This window comes from Halomonas sp. TH-94 (assembly GCF_057473365.1).
This window is the reverse complement of sequence record NZ_JBYCKL010000010.1, coordinates 148,604-171,273: the sequence shown is the minus strand read 5'-3', so window position 1 is coordinate 171,273 and position 22,670 is coordinate 148,604. Positions and strand designations below refer to the sequence as shown.

Below are 22,670 nucleotides of genomic sequence, written 5' to 3'. Positions count from 1 at the left end.
ACAGCCTGTCGTACTGCCATGCTTTTGGCAGTACGATGTAAGCTGCTGAATATACAATTCGCCTGGTGTTGCAAGGAGACTCGAACATGCTCAAGTGGCTGACCGGAAAGCAACCCATTCCGGTCTGGGTCATCAAGCAGATCGATGACAACCTGCTGCACCTTTGCGGCCAAGGCAGCGTCGAGCCCCGAGCCAAGCGAAGCATCGTCCTGCAAGACCTCCATGACGGCCACTACGAAGGGGCCGTCAACATGGTCAATGGCGGACTGGTCCTCAACGCCAGACTGTTTGCCGCCCTGATTCCGCTCGAGGCGCTGCAGTTGGATGACCAGGGCTATGCGCACTGGAACGGACGCAGCTGGTATGTCGCTCAGGTACCCCAGCGCTGCTGGACCTACGATGGGCCTTTGAGCCCTCAGCGCCAGGTCGTGAACCAGCAAGAACAGCTGGTCAGCGTCGAGGATGTCTCCGACATTCGTCGTCAACTGCAAGGGACTGGCGATCCTACCCGGGTCAATTTCGACCCACACGGCGTCAATGAACACCCCTTGATCGCGCGACGCGGTGAAGAGCTATCCAGCGGCGATCAACCTCGCCGCAGGAGTAGCGACAAGTGGCGGGACCATGACGACTGAAGCCAGCCCCGATTCGCGACGTATCGCTCTGTTCCTTTTTCTGATGGTGTTGGTCGGCCTCAACCTGAGACCGGCCCTCTCTTCACTCGCGCCGCTGCTGGTTCGCCTCAAGGCCGAAACCGGCCTGAGTCCGCTGGCTATCGGTGCTCTGACGACGCTACCGGTGCTCTGTCTGGGTATCTTCGCCCCCCTTGCGCCTTGGCTTGCCAAACGCGTTGGCGCCGAAACCACCCTGTCTCTGGCACTCGGTGTACTGATCGTCGGTCTGCTGCTTCGCGGTGCTCCCGCCCTGCCGCTGCTGTTCGTCGGCACCCTGATGGCCGGCGCTGCCATCGGTATTGCCGGCACCCTGCTGCCGGCCTTGGTGAAACGCGAACTACCCGGCGGCGCGGACCTCATGACCGGGGTCTATACCATGGCCCTATGTCTTGGCGGTGCCCTTGGGGCCGGCTTGAGCATACCGCTGGCAGACCTGCTGGGTGGCTGGCGTCTGAGCTTGATGAGCTGGGGGCTGCTTGCCCTCATGGCGCTGGTTGCCTGGCTCGTCTTGATGCCACGAACGCCACGCCCCATAGCCACTGCAGCTTCCGGCGGCAGCATGCGCGAGCTGCTCGGTCAGCCGCTGGCATGGCAGGTGATGGTGTTGATGGGAACTCAGTCGTCGCTGGCCTACATCGTATTCGGCTGGCTGCCGACCCTGCTCCAGACCCGCGGCTACAGCGAGGCGGAAGCCGGCTGGATGATGGGCGCTTCGGTGATGGTGCAGCTGATTTCGGCCCTGGGGGCGCCCTGGTTGGCACGCTTCAGCCGCGATCAGCGCCCGGCATTGCTGCTGGTGCTGGGATGTATCGGCGCGGGGCTGTGGCTTTTGCTCCAGGCCGACGAGAGCTGGCGCTGGCCAGGCGTCGTGCTGCTGGGGCTGGGCCAGGGCGGCAGCTTCAGCCTGGCGCTGACGCTGATCGTGCTGCGTACGGCCAACTCCCGCCTGGCCGGCAAGCTCTCCGGCCTGGCCCAAGGAGGTGGCTATACGCTGGCCGCCATGGGCCCGCTGGCGGTCGGCGTGCTGCTGCAGTTCGAGGTCAGCATGATCACCATGACCAGCGTGCTGCTTGCAATCGTCGCGGTGGCGGCCGGCTTCGCCCTGCTGGCCGGGCGTAACCTGCGCCTGGATGTCGATGCCAGCGGACGTCTGATCACACGCTGAATGCTAGCGCCGCTGGGACCAGGCCACTCCGCCCAGGATCAGGGCCATCGCCAGCAACTGATTCCACTCGAGTCGCTCGTTCAGAAAGAGCGTACCCATCAACACCGCCCAGAGCGGAATCAGGTAGTTGATCATCGACAGGAAGGTAGGTCCGGCTGCCGCTACCAGACTGAAATAGATGACGCTGCCCAGGGCGGTACAGACCAGACCGAGCACCGCGACGGCCCAAAGGGCCGCTGGGGACAGAGCGGGTATGGCTGTCGCCTCGACGGGCCAGGTGACCATGGCCAGCGGCAGTGTCAGAAGCCATGCCATGCTCAGGACCAGCGCAGAGGTGGACCAAGGATCGCTTGCCGGCTTGTGTCGCGAGACGATGGCATTGACGGCGTAGCAGACCGCCCCGCCCAATACAGCCAGCTGTGCCAGCAGCAGCTCCCCACGCCCTCCCAGATCGCGCAGCGCTGTCGGTCCAATCAGCGTCAGAATGCCGGCGAAGCCGATCAAGAAGCCGACCAGTCGCTGAGGCACCATGCGCTCGCCGGGCACATGAAAGTGCGCCAGAACCAGCGTAAGCAGTGGCATTACCGCCATCAGAATACCCGCCAGCCCGCTGTCGATACGCTGCTGCCCCCAGCTGATGAGCAGGAACGGCAGCATGTTGCCGACCACGGCAATGACCAGCATGTAGCCCCAAACCCTTCGCCCATGGGGAAAGGCGCGGCGCAGCATCAGAACCAGCAGCAACAGGCCGCAGGCGGCAATCATGTTGCGCCCGGCCACCAGCATGGCCGGCGTCAGCTCCGCCACGGCAACCCGGGTCAAACCAAACGAGCTGCCCCATACGACGGCCAGAGCCACCAACAATAGCCAATGCGATAACGGCCGAGACATCGTCTTACCTCGAACTTTCGTTGATTCCCGTCAAGACCACAGCCGCTACCTGCCTGCTAGCCTGTCGTCAGCGGGCCATTCTCTCACGCAGGGAAACCATGGACGAGACAGCTGAGGTGGTGTTCAGCGCGCGCGGGCTGAAGCGCTTCTACCAGATGGGCGAGATTACCATCACCGCGCTGAGCGGCGTCGATATCGACCTCCATGCCGGGGAGTTGGTGGTCATGCTCGGCGCGTCGGGATCGGGCAAGTCGACCCTGCTCAACATTCTTGGCGGCCTCGACTGCCCCAGCGAGGGTTCGCTCTTCTACTACCCGCGTCACCATCACTCAACATCAACTCCACCACTGGACTTGGCGAGCGCCAGCCAACGGCAGCTGACGCGTTTTCGCCGTCACCACGTCGGCTTCGTGTTTCAGTTCTACAACCTGATCTCGAGCCTCACCGCTCGGGAGAATGTCGCTATCGTCACCGATATCAGCCGAGACCCGCTGACGCCGGAAGAGGCGCTTGGCCTGGTCGGCCTGGAGCACCGCCTAGACCACTTCCCTTCGCAGCTCTCGGGTGGGGAGCAGCAGCGCGTCGCCATCGCCAGGGCAGTGGCCAAGCAGCCAGATGTGCTGCTTTGCGATGAACCTACCGGGGCGCTGGACTTCCAGACCGGCATTCGCGTATTGGAAGTTCTCGAGCAGATCAATCGAGAGACCGGCACCACGGTAGCTATCATCACTCATAACGAAGTCATCGGTGAGATGGCCGACCGCATCGTTCGTTTGCGCGACGGGCGTGTCGATCACTGGCACGTCAATCCCCAGCGACGCCAGCCGCAAGCGCTGCGCTGGTAACGGCGACGCGCCCATGCAGACACTCGACCGCAAACTGTTCCGTGATCTGTGGCGCCTCAGGGGTCAGGCCCTGGCCATAGCCCTGGTCATCGCCAGTGGTGTCATGACTCTGATCCTTGCCGTGACGACATTTGAGTCGCTGAGCGGCGCCCGCGACCGCTTCTATGCCAGCCATCACTTCGCCGAGGTCTTTGCCGAGGTCAAGCGCGCCCCCTTGGGGCTGGTAAGCCAGTTGCAGCAGCTCGAGGGCGTCAACCTCGTCGAACCCCGCATTCGCGCCTCGGTGAGGCTGTCCCTTCCCACCGTCACCGACCCCATACGTGGGCAGCTGCTGTCTCTACCCGACGGCCGCCAGCCGCTGCTCAACCAGCTTCATCTGCTGGCAGGCAGCTTGCCGGAAGCCGGACGTGACGACCAGGTGGTGGTATCGGACGCCTTTGCCGAAGCTCATGGTCTGGCACCTGGCGATCAGCTGGAGGCCATCGTCAACGGTCGCCACACCCCGCTGACGCTGGCCGGCATTGCGCTAAATCCAGAATTTCTCTACCAGGTCGCCCCTACCGATCTGATGCCGGACTACCGCCGCTATGCCGTGCTGTGGATGAATCAGCGCGCCCTGTCACGAGCCTACGGTATGGAAGGGGCGTTCAACAGCTTGACCCTGACGCTTCAGGCAGGTGCCAGCGAAGCAGAGGTCATCGATGCTATTGATCTGACGTTGGAACGCTACGGCGCCATTGGCGCTCAGACCCGCCACGATCAGCAGTCCCACCGCTTCATCGAGGAAGAGTTGAATCAGCAGCGCATCACCGCCACCGTTCTACCTGCCATCTTCCTTACGGTATCGGCCTTTCTCCTCCATGTGGTCATGGGGCGAATCATTCAGACCCAGCGAGAGCAGCTGGCAGTGCTCAAGGCATTCGGTTATCGCAACGTGGAACTTGCGCGCCATTACGGCCTGCTGGCCCTGATGATCGTATTGCTGGGGTGGTCGCTGGGAGCGTTGCTGGGGGTATGGGCCGCCAGCGGCCTGGCGGGTGTATACCGGGAATACTTCCGCTTTCCCGAGATGCGTTTCGGTGTGCCTCTTTGGGCACTGGCCCTTTCGCTTGGGGCCACGCTATTCGCCGCCCTGGTCGGCACCTGGCACGCGGTGTGGCGCGCCGTTGACCGCCCACCTGCGGAGGCGATGCGCCCACCCGCGCCCCACCGCTTTCGTCGCAGCTGGCTGGAAACCCTGGTGCCGGCGGCATGGATAGGTAATGAAGGTCGGATCGTACTGCGTAACCTGGCCCGACATCCGGCCAAGGCCGGTTTTTCCGTGATGGGAATTGCTCTCTCGGCGGGGCTGCTCATGATCGGTGCCTACCAGTTGGCGGCAGTGGACAAGATGATCGACCAGCAGTACCGTCAGGTGCTGCAAATGGACATGGAGCTGATCTTCAACGAGGCGACGCCGGCGCTTGCTGCGGGTGAGCTGCGCCACCTTCCCGGCGTGCTCGCCGTGGAGACCTGGCGGCGAGTGCCGGTGAACCTCATCCATGAGCACCGCCAGTACCGCACCAGCCTGCTGGGCATGGAACCTGTGCCGGGTCTACGCCAGGTGCTGGATGGGCACGGACAGCCCCAGCGTCTGCCTGAGTCCGGAGTCATGCTGACACGCCATCTTGCCGAGACCCTGGGCTTGAGGCCAGGTGACGAAATCGAGATTGCCGTGATGGAGGGGCGCCGCCATCGTTTCAACCTGCCGCTGACCGCGGTAGTAGATGAGCCGCTGGGCGTTGGCGCCTACCTGGAGCGCGACGCTCTCAATGCCTTGATGCATGAAGACCCCATGGTCAGCGGTGCTTGGCTGCTGGTAGATCAAGCCCGCACAACCGATCTGCACGCCGCATTGTGGGAACTGCCGGGCGTCGCCTCCATCGGCGTACTGACCGAAGCCGAGCAAGGCATTCGTGAGTACATGGACGAGACGCTGCTGATGGTAGCCGTGATATTCGTCGCCATCGCCTCCTCCATCGCTTTCGGCGTGGTTTACAACAATGCCCGTATCGCCTTTGCCGAACGCGCCAGGGAGCTGGCAACGCTACAGGTGCTCGGCTATACCCGCGCAGAAGTGGCAAGAATACTGCTCGGTGAGATTGCTCTGCTCACCTTCATGGCCATTCCTCTGGGGTGGGCCATCGGCATCTTCTTCAGCCGCTTGCTGCATCACGCCTTCAGCCACGACCTTTTTCGCATACCGCTGGTGTTCACGCCTCAGACCTTCGGTATCGCTGCCGGTGGCGTCCTGATCGCCTCACTGCTGGTCGGGATCCTGGTCTACCGGCGCCTCGGTCGGCTCGACAAAATTCGGGTATTGAAGGCCGTTGAGTGACGCCACGATCACCATGCACGGGGGATAAACAATGAAACAGCGCCGCACATGGATCCGCCACCTGAGTTGGATCGCGCTGGGGGTGGGCTTGATCGGCATGCTGTTCTGGGCGCTGCGTCCCACGCCGGTGCCGGTAAATGTCGCGCAAGTCACTCGCGGCTCCTTCTCAGATTCTGTCGTAGAGGAGGGACGAACCCGACTGCGCGATACCTGGAACGTTTCGGCACCCATCGCCGGCTATCTGCAACGTGTCATGCTCGAAGTGGGTGACAACGTCGAGGAGGGCCAAACCTTGTTTCAGCTGGAACCGAGCCCGGCACCGGCGCTGGATGCGCGTAGCCGCCAGCAGGCCGAAGACAACCTGCAGGCGGCCCAGGCCCGCTTCGAGGCAGCTCGGGCCAACCTCGAGACGGCCCGCGCCGACCGGCGTTTCGCCGAAGCCGAATACCAGCGCTATCAGCAACTGCATCAACGTAACCTCGTCTCAACCGCCGAGCTGGAGCAGCGCCAGAACCAGCGCGACCGACTTAGAGCGCTGGAGAATTCTGCGGCTTCCGGTGTCGAGGTGGCACGTTTCGAAGTCGAAAGCGCTCGAGCGTTGCTTGCCGTGACCAGCGGTCAGCGCAGCGAGGCAGACCAGCCCATCCTGCAGGTACGCGCTCCGGTATCCGGCCTGGTGTTGAGCCGCTATCGCTGCTGCGAGGGCAGCGTCAGTGCCGGCGAACCGATTCTTGAAATCGGCAGTCTTGACGATCTGGAAATTCAGGTCGATCTGCTCTCGATGGATGCGGTGAGGTTACGTCCGGGCATGCAAACCCGGATCACCGGCTGGGGCGGCGAGCCACTGATCGGCAGCGTCAGGCGAATCGCACCCTCCGGTTTCACCCGCACGTCAGCGCTTGGCGTTGACGAGCAGCGCGTACCGGTGATCGTCGATTTCGATGGTGAAATCGAACGTGGCTCGCTGGGCATCGGCAGCGGTTACCGTGTCGATGTGGAGTTCCTCGTCTGGCAGGCCGACGATGTCATGCAGATCCCCACCAGCGCTCTGTTTCGGCATCAGGGAGAGTGGTCGGTGTTCGTGATGGAGGAGGGCCGAGCCGCACTGCGCAGCGTGGAAATTGGCCGACGTCACGGTCTCGTCTCGCAGGTCGTGGCGGGACTCGACGAGGGTGAAATCGTGATCACTCACCCCGGGAACAGGATCAGTGCCGGGGTCAGGGTAAGACCTGACGAGTGAGATCGGTCGCAACTCTGGGTATCATCATGGTTCGTGTGCCTTGTGGCGTCCCCACGGGGGCGCCGCATGCAGGAACCAGGAGCCAGAGCCAGGAGCTGCCATGATTGCCCCCCCTTTCGCCGACCGTCCCGTACTGGTGCTCTATACCGGTGGCACCCTGGGCATGATCCCCAGTGCAACGGGCCTGGCACCGGCCGGCGATATCGAGGCCCGGCTCCGGCGCACTCTCGACAGCCTGCCGCCGAGTCGGCGCAGTCGCCTGCCGGAGTTCGTGGTCCAAGCGGTCGCCGAGCCCATCGACTCGAGCGCCGCCACGCCCCACGACTGGCAGCATCTGGCTGCCACCATCGCCGATAGGCTTGGCCAGCATTCGGGTATCGTCGTTCTGCATGGCACCGATACCCTGGCCTGGAGTGCCGCCAGCCTGGCCTATCAGCTGCAGGGGCTGGATCGCCCGGTGGTGGTCACCGGCGCCATGCGCCCTCTCGAAGCCGAAGGCAGCGATGCTCTCGACAACATCGAACTGGCACTGCGGTACGCCGCTCGGCCGGAGCTGCAGGAAGTCAGCGTTGCATTCGCTGGGCGCCTGCTGCGTGGCGTACGCGCGCGCAAGATCCACAGCGAAAACGACGACGCCTTCGCGAGCCCCAACTATCCGTTGCTGGGTGAACGCGTCGGCGATGACATCGTGCTCTATCCGGGGCGCTGCCTGGAAACCCAGCAGCGTGGCGCCCCCCGCTTCGAGCTGCCCGACTACTCGCCACTGGCCAGCGGCGGGGTTGTCCGTCTCGTGCTGTGGCCCGGCATTCAGGCCTGGCAGGTGGCGGCCTGGCTGGGTGACACCAGGGTGCGTGGTGCGCTCCTCGAAGTGTGGGGCGGTGGCAACATTCCCTCGGATCCCGAACTGGTCGGCGTGCTGGCCAAGGCCAGTGGCGAAGGCAAGCTGGTCGCCGCCATCAGCCAGTGCCCGCATGGCAGCATTGCCCCCGGCCACTATGCGGCGGGCCAGGGGCTCGTCGAGGCCGGTGTACTTTCTGCCGACGACATGACACCCGAGGCCGCCCTGGCCAAACTGGTCCACCTGTTGGCGCTGCCGCTGGACGAACAGGAACGTCGCCGCCTGTTTCTTACACCGCTGGTGGGAGAACGCTGAGCGAGCCCGGTGCACCGGGCTGACCATTGGCATCGAGCCGCTATCAGGCTACGGTTAACGTAACTATCGAAAATAGCAGGAGCTGCCACATGGAGCATCACGTGCACCCCTTCAGCGAGCTTTTCGAGCAGCTCGGCCTGGCCGCCGACGACGCTTCGATCAAGGCTTTCATCGAACAGCATGCCCCGCTTCCGCCGACGATGGCGATCTACGAGGCACCGTTCTGGAATCGCTCCCAGGCGGCCTTCCTCGAAGGGGCGCTGGAAGAAGATGCCGATTGGGCCGAAGTCGTCGATCACCTCGATACATCGTTGAGGAAGGGGTAGCATCTCAAACGCTCGTACTACTTCCGTTCTGCTAGGCTAGGCGCGAAACAATCAGACTAAGCTTAGGCGGGGAAAAGTATGCCGATCGATAGGATATCGACTGCGGAACTCTCTGGCATGACAGAGCCCGCCAACCTGAATCTGCCACCCTTGCCCGAAAGCCTGCGCTTGCGGCTTGCCGATTGCCGCAGCCTGCCCAGCCTGCCGGCGGCTGCCGCTCGGGTGATCGCCATCGCGCGCTCACCCGAGCCCAGGCTCACCGATTATTCCCGTATCATCGAGCAGGACCCCGCCCTCACCCTGCGCCTGCTTTCGATGGCCAACAGCGCCTTCTACGTGCGTGGCGGCAATCCGGTTTCCAACGGCCTCGACGCGGTTTCGCGCATCGGGCTGGACGCCACCCTGTCGATAGCGCTCAGCTTCGGTCTTCCCCGGCACGCTGTCAGCAAGGGAATCGATCATGAATACCTTTGCCAGCGCGCCATCATCGCGGCCTCGGCTGCGCAGGAGCTGGCCGAGCACCTCTGCCCTAACGAAGCCTCGCAGCTGTTCACCACGGCCCTGCTGCAGGATATCGGCATTCTCGCATTCGAAGCCCTGGACGGAGATGCCTACACCGCCGGCATTCCCGAGCTGCGTCAGCACCAGCGCTTGTCCGAGGTGGAAACCCAGCGCTACGGCTGCGACCATGCCCTGGTCGGCGCCTGGCTTGCCGCCAGCTGGGGAGTGCCATCTTCCATAGCGGCAGGCATCATTGAAAGCCATGGCGACCTCGCCGACGGTGATCCACGCAAGTTATGCCTGCGGCTCTCCTGTCGCATTGCCGACTGCTGGCTGGCTGCCGATTCCGCCACCGCTTTCAGCGCCCTGCTGCGCCAGCTCGCCTCGCTGGCGTCACTCGACATCGTCATGCTGATGACCGTCATGCAGGAGCTTCAGCATCGGCTCCCATCGCTGGCCCGCTTGTTCGAGATCACCTGCCCACCGGCCATCGACAGCACCCATCTGCTGGCCGAGGCCAAGGAGCTGCTGTTCGAGCAGAACCTGCGCATGACGATTCGACTGGCCGAGCAGCAGCGCGAACTGGAGGCACTGCATGCAAGCCACGTGGTGCTGGACGAGCAGCACCGTACCGACCATCTCACTCAGCTGGCCAACCGCCCCTGGCTGGAAAAGCGGCTCGAGCAGCACTTCGACTGTGCCAAGCGGGCACGCCAGCCGCTGTCGGTGATGTTTATCGACCTGGACCATTTCAAGCGCATCAACGATCGCTTTGGCCACCGTTTCGGCGACGAAGTACTGATCCACTTTGCCGCAGCGCTCAACAATATGGTGCGCGAAAGCGATATCGCCGGTCGCTACGGCGGCGAAGAGTTCCTGGTGATCATGCCCAATACCCACAGGGAGCAGGCCGGTCTGCTCGCCGAGCGAATTCGGGTTTATCTGGCCAGCCAGCCTCTGGCCCAGGCCGGCGGCAACCCGCTCCATGTGACCGCCTCCATCGGCATCGTCGATCTTGATGACGGCGCCTTCGAAAGCGCAGCGGCCTTGGTCGACGCCGCCGACAAGGCCATGTACAGCGTCAAGCATGACGGCCGGGACGGGGTGGGCCACTACGAGGACCCAGATGCCTCCTGAGTACGCATCCCCTGAACGAGCGTATGCGGATTGCGGATTGTGGATTGCGGATAGCAGATAGAGAGAGGGCGGCCAGATGGCCGCCCTCTCTCATTTCGCACCGATACGCTCATTTCGTAGCGGCAGCGTGATACCCAACGAGGCCGGCTAGCCCGGCAGGTCGCGCATCAGCAAGGCGAATTCGATGCGCTCCGGGGCAATGGCCTCGCCCGGTACGGGGATACGTACCACGTGACCCGAGCCGGGAGCGACCTGTACCGATTCGCCATGCTTGTTCTCGATCGACTCGAGGACGAAGCGCCGATTGCCCCCGGGGAGCATCAGCTCCATGCCGTCACCCGCCTCGAAGCGGTTCTTGACGTCCACTTCCAGCATGCCGCGATCCGGGTCGTAGCCGATCACTTCCCCGACGAACTGCTGATGCACGCCGACCGAGTTGCCACGCTCGTAGTTCTGGTACTCGTCGTGGACGTGGCGACGATAGAAGCCTTCGGTGTAACCGCGATTGGCCAGGTTGTCGAGCTCGTCCATCAGGCGCATGTCGAAGGGGCGCCCGGCCACGGCATCGTCGATGGCGCGACGGTAGACCTGGGCGGTACGCGCCACGTAATAGTGCGACTTGGTGCGCCCCTCGATCTTGAGCGAGGTCACGCCCATCTCGGCCAGGCGGGGGACGTGCTGCACGGCGCGCAGGTCCTTGGAATTCATGATGTAGGTGCCGTGCTCATCCTCGAAGATCGGCATCAGCTCGCCTGGCCGCGTGGCGTCCTCGATCAGCGCCGAGAGCTCGTCCTGACCTTCCACGCCGCCGGCCGTGGCCGTGCTGTAGGTGGCACTGCCGCCACCGGAGGCGATCAGGCCGCCTTGACCGGGCGTCCAGACGCCGCTGGCCGCGTGCGCAGCAGCCGAATTGGCCGGCACCAGATCGCCGGTCTCGTCCTGAGCCGCGGCCACGGTGTTGTACTGCCAGCGGCAGGCGTTGGTGCAGGTGCCCTGGTTGGGATCGCGATGATTGAAGTATCCCGACAGCAGACAGCGCCCCGAATAGGCGATGCACAGCGCACCGTGAACGAAGGTTTCGATCTCCAGCTCCGGGCACTCGGCACGGATTTCGGCAATTTCCTCGAGCGACAGCTCCCGCGACAGGATGATGCGACTGACGCCCTGACGGTGCCAGAACTTCGCCGCGGCCCAGTTGACCACGTTGGACTGTACCGAAAGGTGGATCACCTGATCAGGCCAGCGGTCGCGAACCATCATGATCAGGCCCGGGTCGGACATGATCAGTGCATCGGGGCGAGCTTCGATCACCGGCTCCATGTCGCGCAGGTAGGTCTTGAGCTTGCTGTTGTGCGGCGCGATGTTGGAGGCCACGTAGAACTGCTTGCCGCGCTCGTGAGCGTAGGCGATTCCACGGTGCAGATTGTCGATCTTGAAATCGTTGTTGCGCACGCGCAGCGAATAGCGCGGCTGGCCGGCATAGACGGCATCGGCGCCATAGGCAAAGGCATAGCGCATGTTCTTGAACGTCCCCGCCGGGGAGAGCAGTTCGGGAGCTTTCATGTCGGTCACCGTTTTCAGGACGATGGCATGCTCGGCACTTCCTGATCAGCGTCAGCGCTCGGCTGATTTTGTCAGGCCGTGCCCAGTTGCGGGCAAGAGGGGCCGAAAGTCTAGCAACTGCCACGGGGCCTGGCCAGCGTTCCTCCCAACCGGTAGACTGACGCGCGCCGGACCGGATCCCGGCGCACCGCCATGGCGGGAGTGATAAATTCTCCGACTCAGAGCCTGACTATGCCCAATGCTTCCTCCAATACCGCCGTAGTGATCTACTCCGGTGGCATGGACTCCTACACCGTTCTGCATCGCGCCCTTCAACAGGGCCGCGACGTTCACGCGCTCTCCTTCGACTACGGCCAGCGCCATGCCCGTGAGCTACAGGTAGCCGCCAGCGTCTGCGCAAAGCTGGGTGTGCCGCATCAGCTCATCGATATACGTGCCATCCACGGCCTGATCGACAACTCGGCGCTGACCGACGCCGGCCGCGACATGCCGGAAGGTGACTACGGCGAGGACAATCTCACGGCCACGGTGGTGCCGAACCGCAACATGATCCTGCTTTCGCTGGCCATCGCCAAGGCGGTCAACATCGGCGCCGGCCGGGTCGACTATGGCGCACACGGCGGCGATCACGTGCTTTATCCCGATTGCCGTCCCGAGTTCGTCGAGGCCATGGGGGCGGTGGCAGCCATCGCCAACTTCGCCCCGGTCGAGATTCATGCGCCGTACCTGCGCTCCAGCAAGGCTGAGATTCTCGCCGATGGCCTGGCCATGGGGCTCGACTATGCCGATACCTGGACCTGCTATCGTGGCGAGGCGTTGGCCTGCGGCCGCTGTGGGAGCTGCCGTGAACGCTTGGCGGCCTTTGCCGCCAACGGCGTGACCGATCCTCTTGGCTACTACTCTCAGCAGCCCGATGCCGCTGCCATAACGCGTCCCGAAACCGCCGCACGGCAGCCCGACAGCGACGCTTCAGCGAGAGGTGACGGCTGATGTATCACGTCAAGGAAGCCTTCTACTCCCTTCAGGGGGAGGGAGCACGAACGGGGCGCGCCAGTGTGTTCTGCCGCTTCAGCGGTTGCAACCTCTGGTCGGGCCGAGAGACGGATCGTGCCACTGCCGTCTGTCGCTTTTGTGACACCGACTTCATTGGTACCGATGGCCAGCACGGGGGCCGCTTCGCCTCGGCCGCGGCCCTGGCAGAGCATCTGGCGGCGCTTTGGCCCAGCGAGAGCGGCGTGGCAACGCCCTATGTGGTGTTCACCGGCGGCGAGCCGCTGCTGCAGCTCGATGCCGCACTGATCGCGGCCATGCAAGGGCGTGGATTCGAGGTGGCGGTCGAGACCAACGGTACCCTGCCCGCCCCGGATGGAATCGACTGGCTGTGCGTCAGCCCCAAGGGTAGCGCCCCTCTCGCGCTCACGTCCGGCGATGAACTCAAGCTCGTCTACCCCCAGGCTGAGGCGCCACCCGAGCGCTTCCATGAGCTGACCTTTCGCCACTTCTTCCTGCAGCCCATGGATACGGCCCCCTCAGGGGACACGACCCTGCATCTGGGAGCCACCCTCGCCTACTGCCTGGCTCATCCACAGTGGCGACTGTCGCTGCAGACCCACAAGATCACGGGGATCGATTGATGACGCTTTTCGTCAACCGCCTGACGCAGCTGGACGCCTCCTTGTGGTGTCCGCAACGCGGTCTGATCGGTTTGAGCTGGTTCGTCGATGCCGAACTCGATGGCGAGCTCGGTGAGGATGGAATGCTGTTCGACTTCGGCCACGTCAAACCGTGGATCAAGTCGCGCCTGGACGCCAGCGTCGATCATACGCTGCTGATTCCGACCCGCGCGCTGGGCATCGACATCAGCGAGTGCAGCGAGGGCATCTGCGTTCGCGCCTCGCTGCCCTACGCCATGGAAGTCCGCGCCCCGCGACAAGCTTTTACGCTGTTGCCGTGGCAGCAGGTCGACCCCGAACGACTGGCCGACCATCTCGCGCGGGAGATGATGAAACGACCTCCGCCACGTGTCAGCGCCATTCGTCTACGCCTGCGTCCGGAGGTAATAGACGGAGCGGTCTACACCTATAGTCACGGCCTCAGGCATCACAACGGCAACTGTCAGCGCATTGCCCATGGCCATCGTTCACGGCTGCATATCTGGCAGCGAGGAGAGCGCTGCCCGGCGCTGGAAGCCCACTGGGCCGAGCAGTTGAACGATCGCTACCTGGTCGACAAGGCGGATATCCTCAGTCGGCCCGAACCGGAGTTTCGCCGCAGCCTGACCACGCGCTACCGTGCCGAGCAGGGCCGTTTCCAACTGCGCCTGCCGCTGGAACGCTGCATCGTGCTTCCCCTGCCGACAACGGTCGAGCATATCGCCGAGTGGCTGGCACGTCAGATCGTCGAGGAAACGGGGATTGCCACGCGGGTACAAGCGTTCGAAGGAATCGACAAGGGCGCCATTGCCGAGGCCAAGCCATGCAAGCCAGCCTAGGAAGCGGTACCGAGCGGATGGCAAGCGTACAAACTGGCTGCCGTGCCGGGTGCGGTGCCTGCTGCATCGCTCCCTCGATCAGCTCGCCGATACCCGGCATGCCCTACGGCAAGCCGGCAGGCGTTCGCTGCGTACAGCTCGACGAAGCCAACTTGTGCCGGCTCTTTCAAGACCCCCGCCGCCCCCTGGTTTGCACCAGTTTCGCTTTCGATAGCGATCTATGCGGCGAGGAGCGCAGCCAGGCACTGCAGCGGATCGCCCTGCTCGAGGAGGAAACCTCGAGCTGAGGTCAGTCGCTGCCGAGCACCACCCGCCCTGACCTGCCGCTCGCCTGGGGCAGTTGCCGTTCGAGGAGCGTCCGCCAGCGGATCAGCACCGGGGCATCGCTGTGGCTGATACTGTCCAACAGCGTCCGGAACTGTTCACGCACCGTCTCGTCACGGCTATCGATCAGCGTCAGCCACGCCTCCAGCGCACAAAGCTCCTGATGGCGATTTTCATGCAGTCGAGCGCACTCCAGTGCCTGTTCGACCAGCAGCTTCACCTCCTCGCGAGGGCGCTCCAGGCGGTCACGCACGCGAGCCAGCTGCAGCGCCAGCTCCGATACGAACAGTGTGCTGCGTTCACGAGCGATCATCAGGCACTGATCGAGATAGTCCTCGGCCCGACTGTATTCATCGAGGGCCAGACAGGCATCGCTGTACCAGAGACTGGGGCGATGGTAGCGGTCGCGGCCGGTTATCTCGCCCAGCTCCTCCTGCGCCAGTTCCATCATCGCAAGGCCATCCCGATCGCCCGAAAGCGCTCGACGCCAGCCCAGTACGCCCTGCGCCGACACCTGCCACAGATGCAGGTCCGGCGTCTCGGTCAAGGCGACGGCCTGCTCGGCACGGCGCTCCGCCAGGTGCACGTGGCCAAGCTGGCGGTAAAGGGCCGCGGCAAAAAGCAGGGCCATGGCTAGCGACCCGGGATGCCCGATGCGTTCGGCCAGGCGAATGGCCGACTCGACCTGCAGCTCGGCTCGCTGGTAGTCACCGCGCAGGCAGATGGCCCAGCCCTGGAAACAGGCAGCCGCCACTTGCGGATGTTCGGAGAACGGCAGCCACTCGATCATCATCGGCTGCTCGAGCGGAGCGATTTCGTCGAGATGTTCGTAGGCCTGGCGAATGCGCCCTGCCCAGTACTCACAGTTGGCCCGAGCGTAATCGGCCAGGCGCTGGTATCGCGGATCTTCCAGGCGTCCGGCGATGGTGGCCAGGCTGGCCGCCAACGAGAAGGCATCCGCGTGGGCGTGGCGCTGGCTGCAGCCAACCCACAAGCCCCACTTCACCAGGAAGGCCTGCTCCAGGTCCTCGGCATCCTCGGCTTGACACCCCTCGTGCTGAACCAGCAGCTCGCGGGCGCGCACGAAACTTTCATGGGCGGTCGACGAACCATGACCTTCCAGAGCGAAGGCCGCCTGGCCGCGCACGGTAAGCAAGCTGATCTCACGCTCGGCCTGGTTTTCCACGTGACGCAGGCTGGCTAGGCCGAAATCGGCCATCTTGAGCGCGGTTCGGTTGGCGCTGACCTTGAGCGCCTCGCGCGCCGCCAGCTCGAAGTAGCGCGCCCCGCGGGCATAGTGCCCGCTGCGACGCAGATGCGTGGCGAAGTCGCCCGGGTGCCTGCCGATCCACATCGGGAACCGCTCCTCGATGAGGCTGACGACCTGGCGGTGAATGCGCACACGCACGTCGCGTGGGCAGGAAAGGTAAGCGGCTTCCTGCAATAGCTGATGAGAGAACTGATACTCACGGCAGCCGCCCTCTCCCCCGGCGGACTCGATGATCTCGAGCCGACGCATCTGTTCCAGCGCACGATTTAGCTGGGACATGTCCCAGCCACTGCACTCGGCCAGGAAGTCCAGCCGGAAGCGCCGCCCCAGTACCGCGGCGACGTGGGCCACTTCACGGTCGCCATCGAGCTGATCGATACGACCGGCGAGCAGCCCCAGCAGGCCCCGAGGCAACTCGTCGAGATGCACGATGCGCCCTTCGCGGCGATCCATCTCCAGGCGGCGACAGATCTCCTGCATGTAGAGAGGTACGCCATCGCAGCGTTCGATGATCTGACCACGCAGCCGCGGGCTTAAGTGCAGCCGGTAGCGCCTGGCCAACTGCGACAGCAGCCGCGACGACTGCATGGCATCGAGATGACCCAGGGTGACCTGCTGGTCCCAGTGCAGCCGCGTGGGCAGCGCCTCACGCCCATGGTGGCTGGCCACCAGCAGGAAGGCGCAATTGATCGGCAAGCGCGCCTGAAGGCCGGAAAGTACGCGGAAGGAGGGCTCGTCGAGCCACTGCAGGTCGTCGACCATCAATACCTGGGTGCGCTCGATGGCCTGGCGCTCGATGAGCCGACACAGCAAGGCCACCACGAGATCGGCAGCCTCACCGCTCTTGGCCAACTGGGCGACTTCCGGAGACTCACGCACCCCCAGCGCTTCCTCCAACAGCACGAGCTGCTCCGGAGCCAGGGTCAGGTCGATGTGCGCGACCAGGGCTTCCAGCGCCGGCTGATCGAGTTTGCCGTCGAGATGCCAGCGCAGCAGCGTACGCGCTACACCATAGGGCTCCAGTACCGACAGGCGGGTGGTGGGCTGCCAGCAGATGGCGGCATCGCGACTCAGTTCGAGCTGGCGAAAACCGACCATCAGGGCAGACTTGCCCATGCCTGAAGCGCCACGCACCAGGACGCTCTGACGCAGGCCGATACCGGCCCGTGCCAAAGCATCGCGCAAAACGCGAAGTGACGATTCGCGACCTACCAGACTTGGCGGCATGGCGTCACGGCCGCCTTCGTTGTGGCCCAGTACCAGGGCACGCAGACGCACCCGGCCGTCGCTCGCCACCAGCCGCGACGAGAGACGCGGCTGCAGGTCGAGCGCCGGCGGCATGTGCTGGCTGGCTTCCTGGGAAATGACCAGTTCGCTGCCTTCTGCGGCGCTCATCAGCTCCAGCGAACCCTGGGTCACCTGCCCCAACGGGTCGACCAGCTGACGTTCCGGCAGATAGACGACGCGTCCGCTGTTCAGGCCGGCTGCCAGCTCGATGCGAGGCGGTTCGTCCTCACCGCTCCAGTGGCGGCTGACTTCGTCCGGCAGCACCCGACGGCAATGTTCATAGAGGGCCACCAGCTCGGCAAGCTGGTGTGCCGGGCCATGGGTACCGAAACAGGCCAGCCCCAGCCCACCGGTAGCTCCGGGCAGCCAGAAACCGCCCAGGTGATGGCACTGCTGCTCCAGCCAGCGCATGAGTTCGATCTGCAACGCCAGGCAGGCGCGGGTCTCGTCGCGAGCCGAGAACTCACCCTTAACCCGCAGCCGAATCGCCATCACCGAGAGCTGGCGCTGTTCTATCTCGTCTTCGCGCAGCGGCGAACTCCCGGCAGCCAGCGTGCGAGAGAAGGCTCCCTGGGGAGACAGACTTTGCAGATCGGGGGCGCCGTCCGACCAATAGCGAGCCAGCTGGAGAAAATTGGGTTCGGGCTGCTGGCCGGAAAGCGCCAGCAGCTGCAGGTAGGCGTTGTACTGCTCATGCGCCGCCGCCAGCTGGCCTTGCTCGGCAAGCTGGCGCACCAGCCGCTCATGGAAGGGGCCGTAGCCGGAGAAACGACTGACCAGGGTCTGCAGCAGCACATCGGGCACGTCGTCGTTGAGTTCGAGCACCCCCTCGGCGAAACGAATCACACGCTGGCGCCATTCGTTGCGCAACTGCACCAGCCAACGCTGGAATTCGGTGCAGGCCGGTAGCTGCAACTCTTCGACCAGATCGCCGCGGTAGTGGAAAAGCAGACGCTCGAGCGTTTCCACGTCGCGCGTGCTTTCCAGCAGCTGCTGCAGCTCGTGCAGGTCGAAGCGCCACCGTTCGGGGCGCCGGAAGGCAATGGTTTGCCGTGACACGACCAGCACACGCTCGGCTTCTTCACCCAGCGACTGGCGCAGACAGTGGAGTGCATGACGAAGGTTGGTGCGACCGGAAGAGAGCCCCTGATCGGGCCACAGCAGCTCCGCCAGGCTGGCCCGGTTGACCGGCTGGTGGTGCAAGAGAAGATAGACCAACAGTGCCTTGACCTTGTCGTAGCTGAACTGGGTCAGTACATCATCACCCAGCGCCAGCGAGAACTGGCCGAACAACGCCAGGTGGTCGCATTCACTGTTGTGCACCATTTCTGAAGCATCCTGCATGACGGAACCCTGCATGGCAAAGTGGCGGCGTCAGGCCGGCACGCCACTATGGAAACGAAACGCCGTGTCCGGCGTGACTATTAGTTGTGCTTCGCATTCGGCAAAGAAATCCACCCTCTTGTCAATGGGGCTTTCCGCTAGATGACTCGCCAGCATGAGATAGTCTTCAAAATGCCTACCCTCCGATTTGACCAGACTGCGATAGAATCGAGCCAGCTCGGGGTCCAGATGCGGGATCAGCCTGGCGAAACGCTCACAGCTTCTGGCTTCGATGAAGGCACCTATGATGAGAATATCGACCAGCCGCTCCGGTTCTTGAGGGCGAACGTGGCGACGTAACCCTTCCGCGTAGCGTGAAGCGCTCAAATGGCGGTATTCGATCCCTCTCGTCTCCATCAACCTGACCACCTGCTCGAAGTGCAGCAGCTCCTCACGCGCCAACTGCGACATCTTGGTCAGCAGCAGCGGCTGGTCGACGTAGCGATAGAGCAGGCTCATCGCGGTAGAGGCGGCCTTCTTTTCGCACTGGGCGTGATCGATCAGCAGCAGTTCAGGGTTCTTCAGCGCCCACTCGATCCAGGCATCGGGCGTAGGACAGGCAAGAAAGGCGAGCAGGCTCGGCGGCAGCTCGACATCGTGGGTGGGCGCTTCGAGAGTCTCGGACATGGTTAAGGCTCGGCATTTCGGGTCTTACGATTCTAGGATCGGGCGGCGGCGGGTCTGCGCTCGCTCGCCGCCTCCAGCAACAGGTGACTCAGCTGGTCGTGGAGTTCGGCGGCACTCAGTCCGACAGCGCATTCACGAGGTTCCAGGCCATAGCGAGGCAGTTCGCGAATACGATCGCGCCCCACCCTCAGCAGCTCCACCGCCCGCGACAAGGGTGGCTGTTCAGGACGAAAACGGATGCGATAACGGCACAACTGGGCTTCCAGACAGGCTTCATCGACGACTCGCAGAAACTGACCCGCCACCCGCTCGCGCAAGGCATCGAGCTGTGCCATACGCTCATGCCGCTGGTGCGCCGACAACGCCATCCATTCGTTGATCTCGGTATCCGTCCGCTGGCATCCGCGGCAAATCGCATCGCCCAGCGTCGTCGAGCAGAGCCCCACACAGGGTGAGACGATACGCGCACACATCCCGCTCTCCCCATTATTCAACGGTGCCATGGTAACGCGCCCTGCCCCGAGTGGCACGTTGTAGTTGGGCAACAATGCGGCGACCAAAGTCTAGGCCGGCCCTTGCGGGGTCAACTTAACATTGTCGACAGTTTCCCGTAGAATCTCGCCACCCAGTGACTACGGTTGTTTCCCCCCGCCAGGGCAGTCATTTCGCCGATTTTATGGCGAATCGAACGGCCTTGGGCAACACACCAGATGAGGGCCCCAACGTGCTTGAAGCCTATCGCCAACATGTCGAAGAACGCGCCGCCGAGGGCGTCCCGCCGAAGCCCCTGAATGCCGAACAGGTTTCCGCCCTGGTCGAGCTGCTGAAGAGCCCGCCGGCCGGCGAAGAGGAGTTCATCCTCGACCTGCTGACCAACCGCGTTCCGCCGGGCGTCGACGAGGCCGCCTACGTCAAGGCCGGCTTCCTGACGGCCATCGCCAAGGGCGAGGCACAGTCCCCACTGGTGGACAAGACCCATGCCGTCAAGCTGCTGGGTACCATGCAGGGCGGCTACAACATCGCTACCCTGGTCGAGCTGCTGGATGACAGCGAGCTGGCCAAGGAAGTCGGTGAGCAGCTCAAGCACACCCTGCTGATGTTCGACGCCTTCCATGACGTGGAAGAGCGTGCCAAGGCCGGCAATGCCGTGGCCAAGGATGTCATGCAGTCCTGGGCCGAGGCCGAGTGGTTCCTGTCCAAGCCGGCACTGGCTGACAAGATCACCCTCACCGTCTTCAAGGTGCCGGGCGAAACCAATACCGACGACCTCTCTCCCGCGCCGGACGCCTGGTCGCGCCCCGACATTCCGCTGCATGCCAACGCCATGCTCAAGAACGAGCGCGAGGGCATCGTGCCCGAAGTACCGGGCACCACCGGCCCGCTCAAGCAGATCGAGGAAGTGAAGGCCAAGGGCTTCCCGGTTGCCTACGTCGGCGACGTGGTCGGTACCGGCTCCTCGCGCAAGTCGGCCACCAACTCGGTGCTGTGGTTCTTTGGTGACGACATTCCCAACGTGCCCAACAAGCGTGCCGGCGGCTTCTGCTTCGGCGGCAAGATCGCCCCGATCTTCTTCAACACCATGGAAGATGCCGGCGCCCTGCCCGTCGAAATGGATGTGTCCAAGCTCGAGATGGGCGACGTGATCGACGTCTACCCCTATGAAGGCAAGGTGTGCAAGCACGGCACCGACGACGTGGTCTCCACCTTCGAGCTCAAGACTCAGGTGATTCTCGACGAAGTACGCGCCGGCGGCCGTATTCCGCTGATCATCGGTCGCGGCCTGACCGGCAAGGCGCGGGAGTCCCTGGGGCTGCCCCAGTCCGACGTGTTCCGCCTGCCCGAGCAGCCCAAGGACACCGGCAAGGGCTTCACCCTGGCGCAGAAGATGGTCGGCAAGGCCTGCGGCATGGAAGGCGTGCGCCCGGGCATGTACTGCGAGCCTAAGATGAGCACCGTGGGCTCTCAGGACACCACCGGCCCGATGACCCGCGACGAGCTCAAGGACCTCGCCTGCCTCGGCTTCCAGGCCGACCTGGTCATGCAGTCGTTCTGTCACACCGCCGCTTATCCGAAGCCGGTCGACGTGGAAACCCACCACACCCTGCCCGACTTCATCATGAACCGCGGCGGCGTCTCCCTGCGTCCGGGCGACGGCATCATCCACAGCTGGCTGAACCGCATGCTGCTGCCCGACACCGTCGGCACCGGCGGTGACTCCCACACCCGCTTCCCGCTGGGCATCTCCTTCCCGGCCGGTTCGGGCCTGGTGGCCTTTGCCGCCGCCACCGGCGTAATGCCGCTGGACATGCCGGAATCGGTACTGGTGCGCTTCAAGGGCAAGCGGCAGCCTGGTGTCACCCTGCGTGACCTGGTCCACGCCATTCCTTACTACGCCATCAAGCAGGGCCTGCTGACCGTCGCCAAGGCCGGCAAGAAGAACGCCTTCTCCGGCCGCGTGCTGGAGATCGAAGGTCTCGAGGACCTCACCGTCGAGCAGGCCTTCGAACTCTCCGACGCCTCCGCTGAGCGCAGCGCCGCGGGCTGTACCATCACCCTGGGTGAGGAGAGCGTCGCCGAGTACCTGAAGTCCAACATCACCCTGCTCAAGTGGATGATTTCCAACGGCTACGGCGACCGCCGCACCATCGAGCGCCGCATCCAGGGCATGGAAGAGTGGCTGGCAAACCCCAGCCTGATGCGTGCCGACAAGGACGCCGAGTACGCCGAGGTGATCGAGATCGACCTGGCCGACCTCAAGGAGCCGGTACTCTGCGCGCCGAACGATCCCGACGATGCCCGCCTGCTTTCCGAAGTGGCCGGTGAAAAGATCGACGAGGTGTTCATCGGTTCGTGCATGACCAACATCGGCCACTTCCGCGCCGCCGGCAAACTGCTCGAGAAGCAGCCGGCCGGTAGCCTGAAGACCCGCCTGTGGCTGGCACCGCCGACCAAGATGGACCAGCACCAGCTCACCGAAGAGGGCTACTACGGCATCTACGGGCGCGCCGGCGCGCGCATGGAAATGCCGGGCTGCTCGCTGTGCATGGGCAACCAGGCCCGCGTTGCCGCCAAGAGCACCGTGGTGTCCACCTCTACCCGCAACTTCCCCAATCGCCTGGGTGACGGTGCCAACGTCTACCTGGCATCGGCGGAACTGGCGGCGGTGGCCGCGGTGGAAGGTCGCCTGCCGAGCGTCGAGGAGTACCAGCGTTACATGGGAGAATTCGACGCCATGGCCGGAGAGATCTATCGTTACATGAACTTCCATGAGATCGAGGAATATCAGAACGCCGCTTCCAACGTGATTCCGGTCGCCCAGGAAGCCTGATATCCTGAGTTTTGATGAAATCAAGTTCGTCTCCGATGCTCGCAACATCGATGGCGCCTGACAACAGGTGCCGGAGCCGATGAACGAA

At 63.9% G+C, this 22,670-nt stretch carries 18 protein-coding genes; 13 read left to right on the top strand and 5 right to left on the bottom strand.

Going from position 1 to position 22,670, the window contains the following annotated elements; genetic code table 11:
* The first annotated feature begins 86 nt into the window (after window positions 1-86).
* On the top strand, window positions 87-635 hold the full coding sequence (locus AC2VNO_RS02160) for a hypothetical protein (protein WP_486932591.1): 549 nt from the start codon (window positions 87-89) through the stop codon (window positions 633-635).
* Window positions 625-1,839 (top strand): MFS transporter, encoded by a 1,215-nt coding sequence (locus AC2VNO_RS02155; RefSeq protein WP_486932590.1) that lies wholly within the window; start codon window positions 625-627, stop codon window positions 1,837-1,839. The genes AC2VNO_RS02160 and AC2VNO_RS02155 overlap by 11 nt, the downstream gene beginning before the upstream one ends.
* A gap of 3 nt (window positions 1,840-1,842) precedes the next feature.
* On the opposite strand, the gene AC2VNO_RS02150 is transcribed toward AC2VNO_RS02155, so the two are convergent.
* Window positions 1,843-2,730: a DMT family transporter gene (locus AC2VNO_RS02150; protein WP_486932589.1), complete on the bottom strand. Its 888-nt coding sequence runs from the start codon at window positions 2,728-2,730 to the stop codon at window positions 1,843-1,845.
* Between the two features lie 98 nt (window positions 2,731-2,828).
* Here AC2VNO_RS02150 and AC2VNO_RS02145 point away from each other — a divergent pair, with 98 nt between their 5' ends.
* The 6 genes from AC2VNO_RS02145 (at window position 2,829) to AC2VNO_RS02120 (ending at window position 10,309) form a co-directional block, all read left to right on the top strand.
* Entirely contained in the window at window positions 2,829-3,575 is a 747-nt protein-coding gene (locus AC2VNO_RS02145; RefSeq protein WP_486932588.1) for an ABC transporter ATP-binding protein, read from the top strand.
* A 13-nt stretch (window positions 3,576-3,588) separates the two neighbouring features.
* The gene (locus AC2VNO_RS02140; protein ID WP_486932587.1) at window positions 3,589-5,952 is read left to right on the top strand and encodes an ABC transporter permease; all 2,364 of its coding nucleotides are present in this window, start codon (window positions 3,589-3,591) and stop codon (window positions 5,950-5,952) included.
* Window positions 5,953-5,983: 31 nt separating this feature from the next.
* Window positions 5,984-7,192 carry an efflux RND transporter periplasmic adaptor subunit gene (locus AC2VNO_RS02135; protein ID WP_486932586.1) on the top strand — a complete coding sequence of 403 codons (1,209 nt, stop codon included), beginning with the start codon at window positions 5,984-5,986 and terminating at the stop codon, window positions 7,190-7,192.
* 100 nt (window positions 7,193-7,292) lie between these two features.
* Window positions 7,293-8,345, top strand: coding sequence for an asparaginase (locus AC2VNO_RS02130; RefSeq protein ID WP_486932585.1), 1,053 nt, complete (start codon window positions 7,293-7,295; stop codon window positions 8,343-8,345).
* Window positions 8,346-8,434: 89 nt separating this feature from the next.
* Window positions 8,435-8,671, top strand: a complete 237-nt coding sequence (locus AC2VNO_RS02125) for a DUF2789 domain-containing protein (protein WP_228576895.1) — start codon at window positions 8,435-8,437, stop codon at window positions 8,669-8,671.
* A 117-nt stretch (window positions 8,672-8,788) separates the two neighbouring features.
* Window positions 8,789-10,309 carry a GGDEF domain-containing protein gene (locus tag AC2VNO_RS02120; RefSeq protein WP_228576893.1) on the top strand — a complete coding sequence of 507 codons (1,521 nt, stop codon included), beginning with the start codon at window positions 8,789-8,791 and terminating at the stop codon, window positions 10,307-10,309.
* A gap of 147 nt (window positions 10,310-10,456) precedes the next feature.
* On the opposite strand, the gene trhP is transcribed toward AC2VNO_RS02120, so the two are convergent.
* On the bottom strand, window positions 10,457-11,872 hold the full coding sequence (trhP, locus tag AC2VNO_RS02115; protein WP_228577022.1) for a prephenate-dependent tRNA uridine(34) hydroxylase TrhP: 1,416 nt from the start codon (window positions 11,870-11,872) through the stop codon (window positions 10,457-10,459).
* 231 nt (window positions 11,873-12,103) lie between these two features.
* On the opposite strand from trhP, the gene queC reads away from it, so the two are divergent.
* The 4 genes from queC to AC2VNO_RS02095 are packed head-to-tail and all read left to right on the top strand — an operon-like array spanning window position 12,104 to window position 14,650.
* The gene (queC, locus tag AC2VNO_RS02110) at window positions 12,104-12,862 is read left to right on the top strand and encodes a 7-cyano-7-deazaguanine synthase QueC (protein ID WP_486932584.1); all 759 of its coding nucleotides are present in this window, start codon (window positions 12,104-12,106) and stop codon (window positions 12,860-12,862) included.
* On the top strand, window positions 12,862-13,506 hold the full coding sequence (gene queE / locus AC2VNO_RS02105) for a 7-carboxy-7-deazaguanine synthase (RefSeq protein WP_486932583.1): 645 nt from the start codon (window positions 12,862-12,864) through the stop codon (window positions 13,504-13,506). Before queC ends, queE begins: the two co-directional genes overlap by 1 nt.
* Window positions 13,506-14,363, top strand: a complete 858-nt coding sequence (locus AC2VNO_RS02100; protein WP_486932582.1) for a 6-carboxytetrahydropterin synthase — start codon at window positions 13,506-13,508, stop codon at window positions 14,361-14,363. Before queE ends, AC2VNO_RS02100 begins: the two co-directional genes overlap by 1 nt.
* Window positions 14,348-14,650, top strand: coding sequence for a YkgJ family cysteine cluster protein (locus tag AC2VNO_RS02095; protein ID WP_486932581.1), 303 nt, complete (start codon window positions 14,348-14,350; stop codon window positions 14,648-14,650). Before AC2VNO_RS02100 ends, AC2VNO_RS02095 begins: the two co-directional genes overlap by 16 nt.
* A 2-nt stretch (window positions 14,651-14,652) precedes the next feature.
* Here the strand turns inward: AC2VNO_RS02095 and AC2VNO_RS02090 are convergent, their stop codons facing one another.
* The 3 genes from AC2VNO_RS02090 to AC2VNO_RS02080 are packed head-to-tail and all read right to left on the bottom strand — an operon-like array spanning window position 14,653 to window position 19,727.
* Window positions 14,653-18,588, bottom strand: coding sequence for an ATP-binding protein (locus AC2VNO_RS02090; protein ID WP_486932580.1), 3,936 nt, complete (start codon window positions 18,586-18,588; stop codon window positions 14,653-14,655).
* A gap of 30 nt (window positions 18,589-18,618) precedes the next feature.
* Complete coding sequence (locus AC2VNO_RS02085; RefSeq protein WP_486932579.1) at window positions 18,619-19,254, bottom strand: MiaE family protein; 636 nt, start codon at window positions 19,252-19,254, stop codon at window positions 18,619-18,621.
* 32 nt (window positions 19,255-19,286) lie between these two features.
* A complete protein-coding gene (locus AC2VNO_RS02080; RefSeq protein ID WP_486932578.1) occupies window positions 19,287-19,727 on the bottom strand; it encodes a DUF1289 domain-containing protein in 441 nt (146 codons plus the stop codon).
* Between the two features lie 251 nt (window positions 19,728-19,978).
* Between AC2VNO_RS02080 and acnB the strand changes: the two genes are divergently transcribed.
* Complete coding sequence (gene acnB / locus AC2VNO_RS02075; RefSeq protein WP_486932577.1) at window positions 19,979-22,582, top strand: bifunctional aconitate hydratase 2/2-methylisocitrate dehydratase; 2,604 nt, start codon at window positions 19,979-19,981, stop codon at window positions 22,580-22,582.
* Window positions 22,583-22,670: the final 88 nt, after the last annotated feature.

What these genes read in the sequence shown, in the direction of transcription:
- AC2VNO_RS02160 (WP_486932591.1), top strand. Translation starts at nt 87, where the DNA reads ATGCTCAAGTGGCTGACCGGAAAGCAACCCATTCCGGTCTGGGTCATC.
- AC2VNO_RS02155 (WP_486932590.1), top strand. Translation starts at nt 625, where the DNA reads ATGACGACTGAAGCCAGCCCCGATTCGCGACGTATCGCTCTGTTCCTT.
- AC2VNO_RS02150 (WP_486932589.1), bottom strand. Translation starts at nt 2,730, where the DNA reads ATGTCTCGGCCGTTATCGCATTGGCTATTGTTGGTGGCTCTGGCCGTC.
- AC2VNO_RS02145 (WP_486932588.1), top strand. Translation starts at nt 2,829, where the DNA reads ATGGACGAGACAGCTGAGGTGGTGTTCAGCGCGCGCGGGCTGAAGCGC.
- AC2VNO_RS02140 (WP_486932587.1), top strand. Translation starts at nt 3,589, where the DNA reads ATGCAGACACTCGACCGCAAACTGTTCCGTGATCTGTGGCGCCTCAGG.
- AC2VNO_RS02135 (WP_486932586.1), top strand. Translation starts at nt 5,984, where the DNA reads ATGAAACAGCGCCGCACATGGATCCGCCACCTGAGTTGGATCGCGCTG.
- AC2VNO_RS02130 (WP_486932585.1), top strand. Translation starts at nt 7,293, where the DNA reads ATGATTGCCCCCCCTTTCGCCGACCGTCCCGTACTGGTGCTCTATACC.
- AC2VNO_RS02125 (WP_228576895.1), top strand. Translation starts at nt 8,435, where the DNA reads ATGGAGCATCACGTGCACCCCTTCAGCGAGCTTTTCGAGCAGCTCGGC.
- AC2VNO_RS02120 (WP_228576893.1), top strand. Translation starts at nt 8,789, where the DNA reads ATGACAGAGCCCGCCAACCTGAATCTGCCACCCTTGCCCGAAAGCCTG.
- trhP (WP_228577022.1), bottom strand. Translation starts at nt 11,872, where the DNA reads ATGAAAGCTCCCGAACTGCTCTCCCCGGCGGGGACGTTCAAGAACATG.
- queC (WP_486932584.1), top strand. Translation starts at nt 12,104, where the DNA reads ATGCCCAATGCTTCCTCCAATACCGCCGTAGTGATCTACTCCGGTGGC.
- queE (WP_486932583.1), top strand. Translation starts at nt 12,862, where the DNA reads ATGTATCACGTCAAGGAAGCCTTCTACTCCCTTCAGGGGGAGGGAGCA.
- AC2VNO_RS02100 (WP_486932582.1), top strand. Translation starts at nt 13,506, where the DNA reads ATGACGCTTTTCGTCAACCGCCTGACGCAGCTGGACGCCTCCTTGTGG.
- AC2VNO_RS02095 (WP_486932581.1), top strand. Translation starts at nt 14,348, where the DNA reads ATGCAAGCCAGCCTAGGAAGCGGTACCGAGCGGATGGCAAGCGTACAA.
- AC2VNO_RS02090 (WP_486932580.1), bottom strand. Translation starts at nt 18,588, where the DNA reads ATGCAGGATGCTTCAGAAATGGTGCACAACAGTGAATGCGACCACCTG.
- AC2VNO_RS02085 (WP_486932579.1), bottom strand. Translation starts at nt 19,254, where the DNA reads ATGTCCGAGACTCTCGAAGCGCCCACCCACGATGTCGAGCTGCCGCCG.
- AC2VNO_RS02080 (WP_486932578.1), bottom strand. Translation starts at nt 19,727, where the DNA reads ATGTGTGCGCGTATCGTCTCACCCTGTGTGGGGCTCTGCTCGACGACG.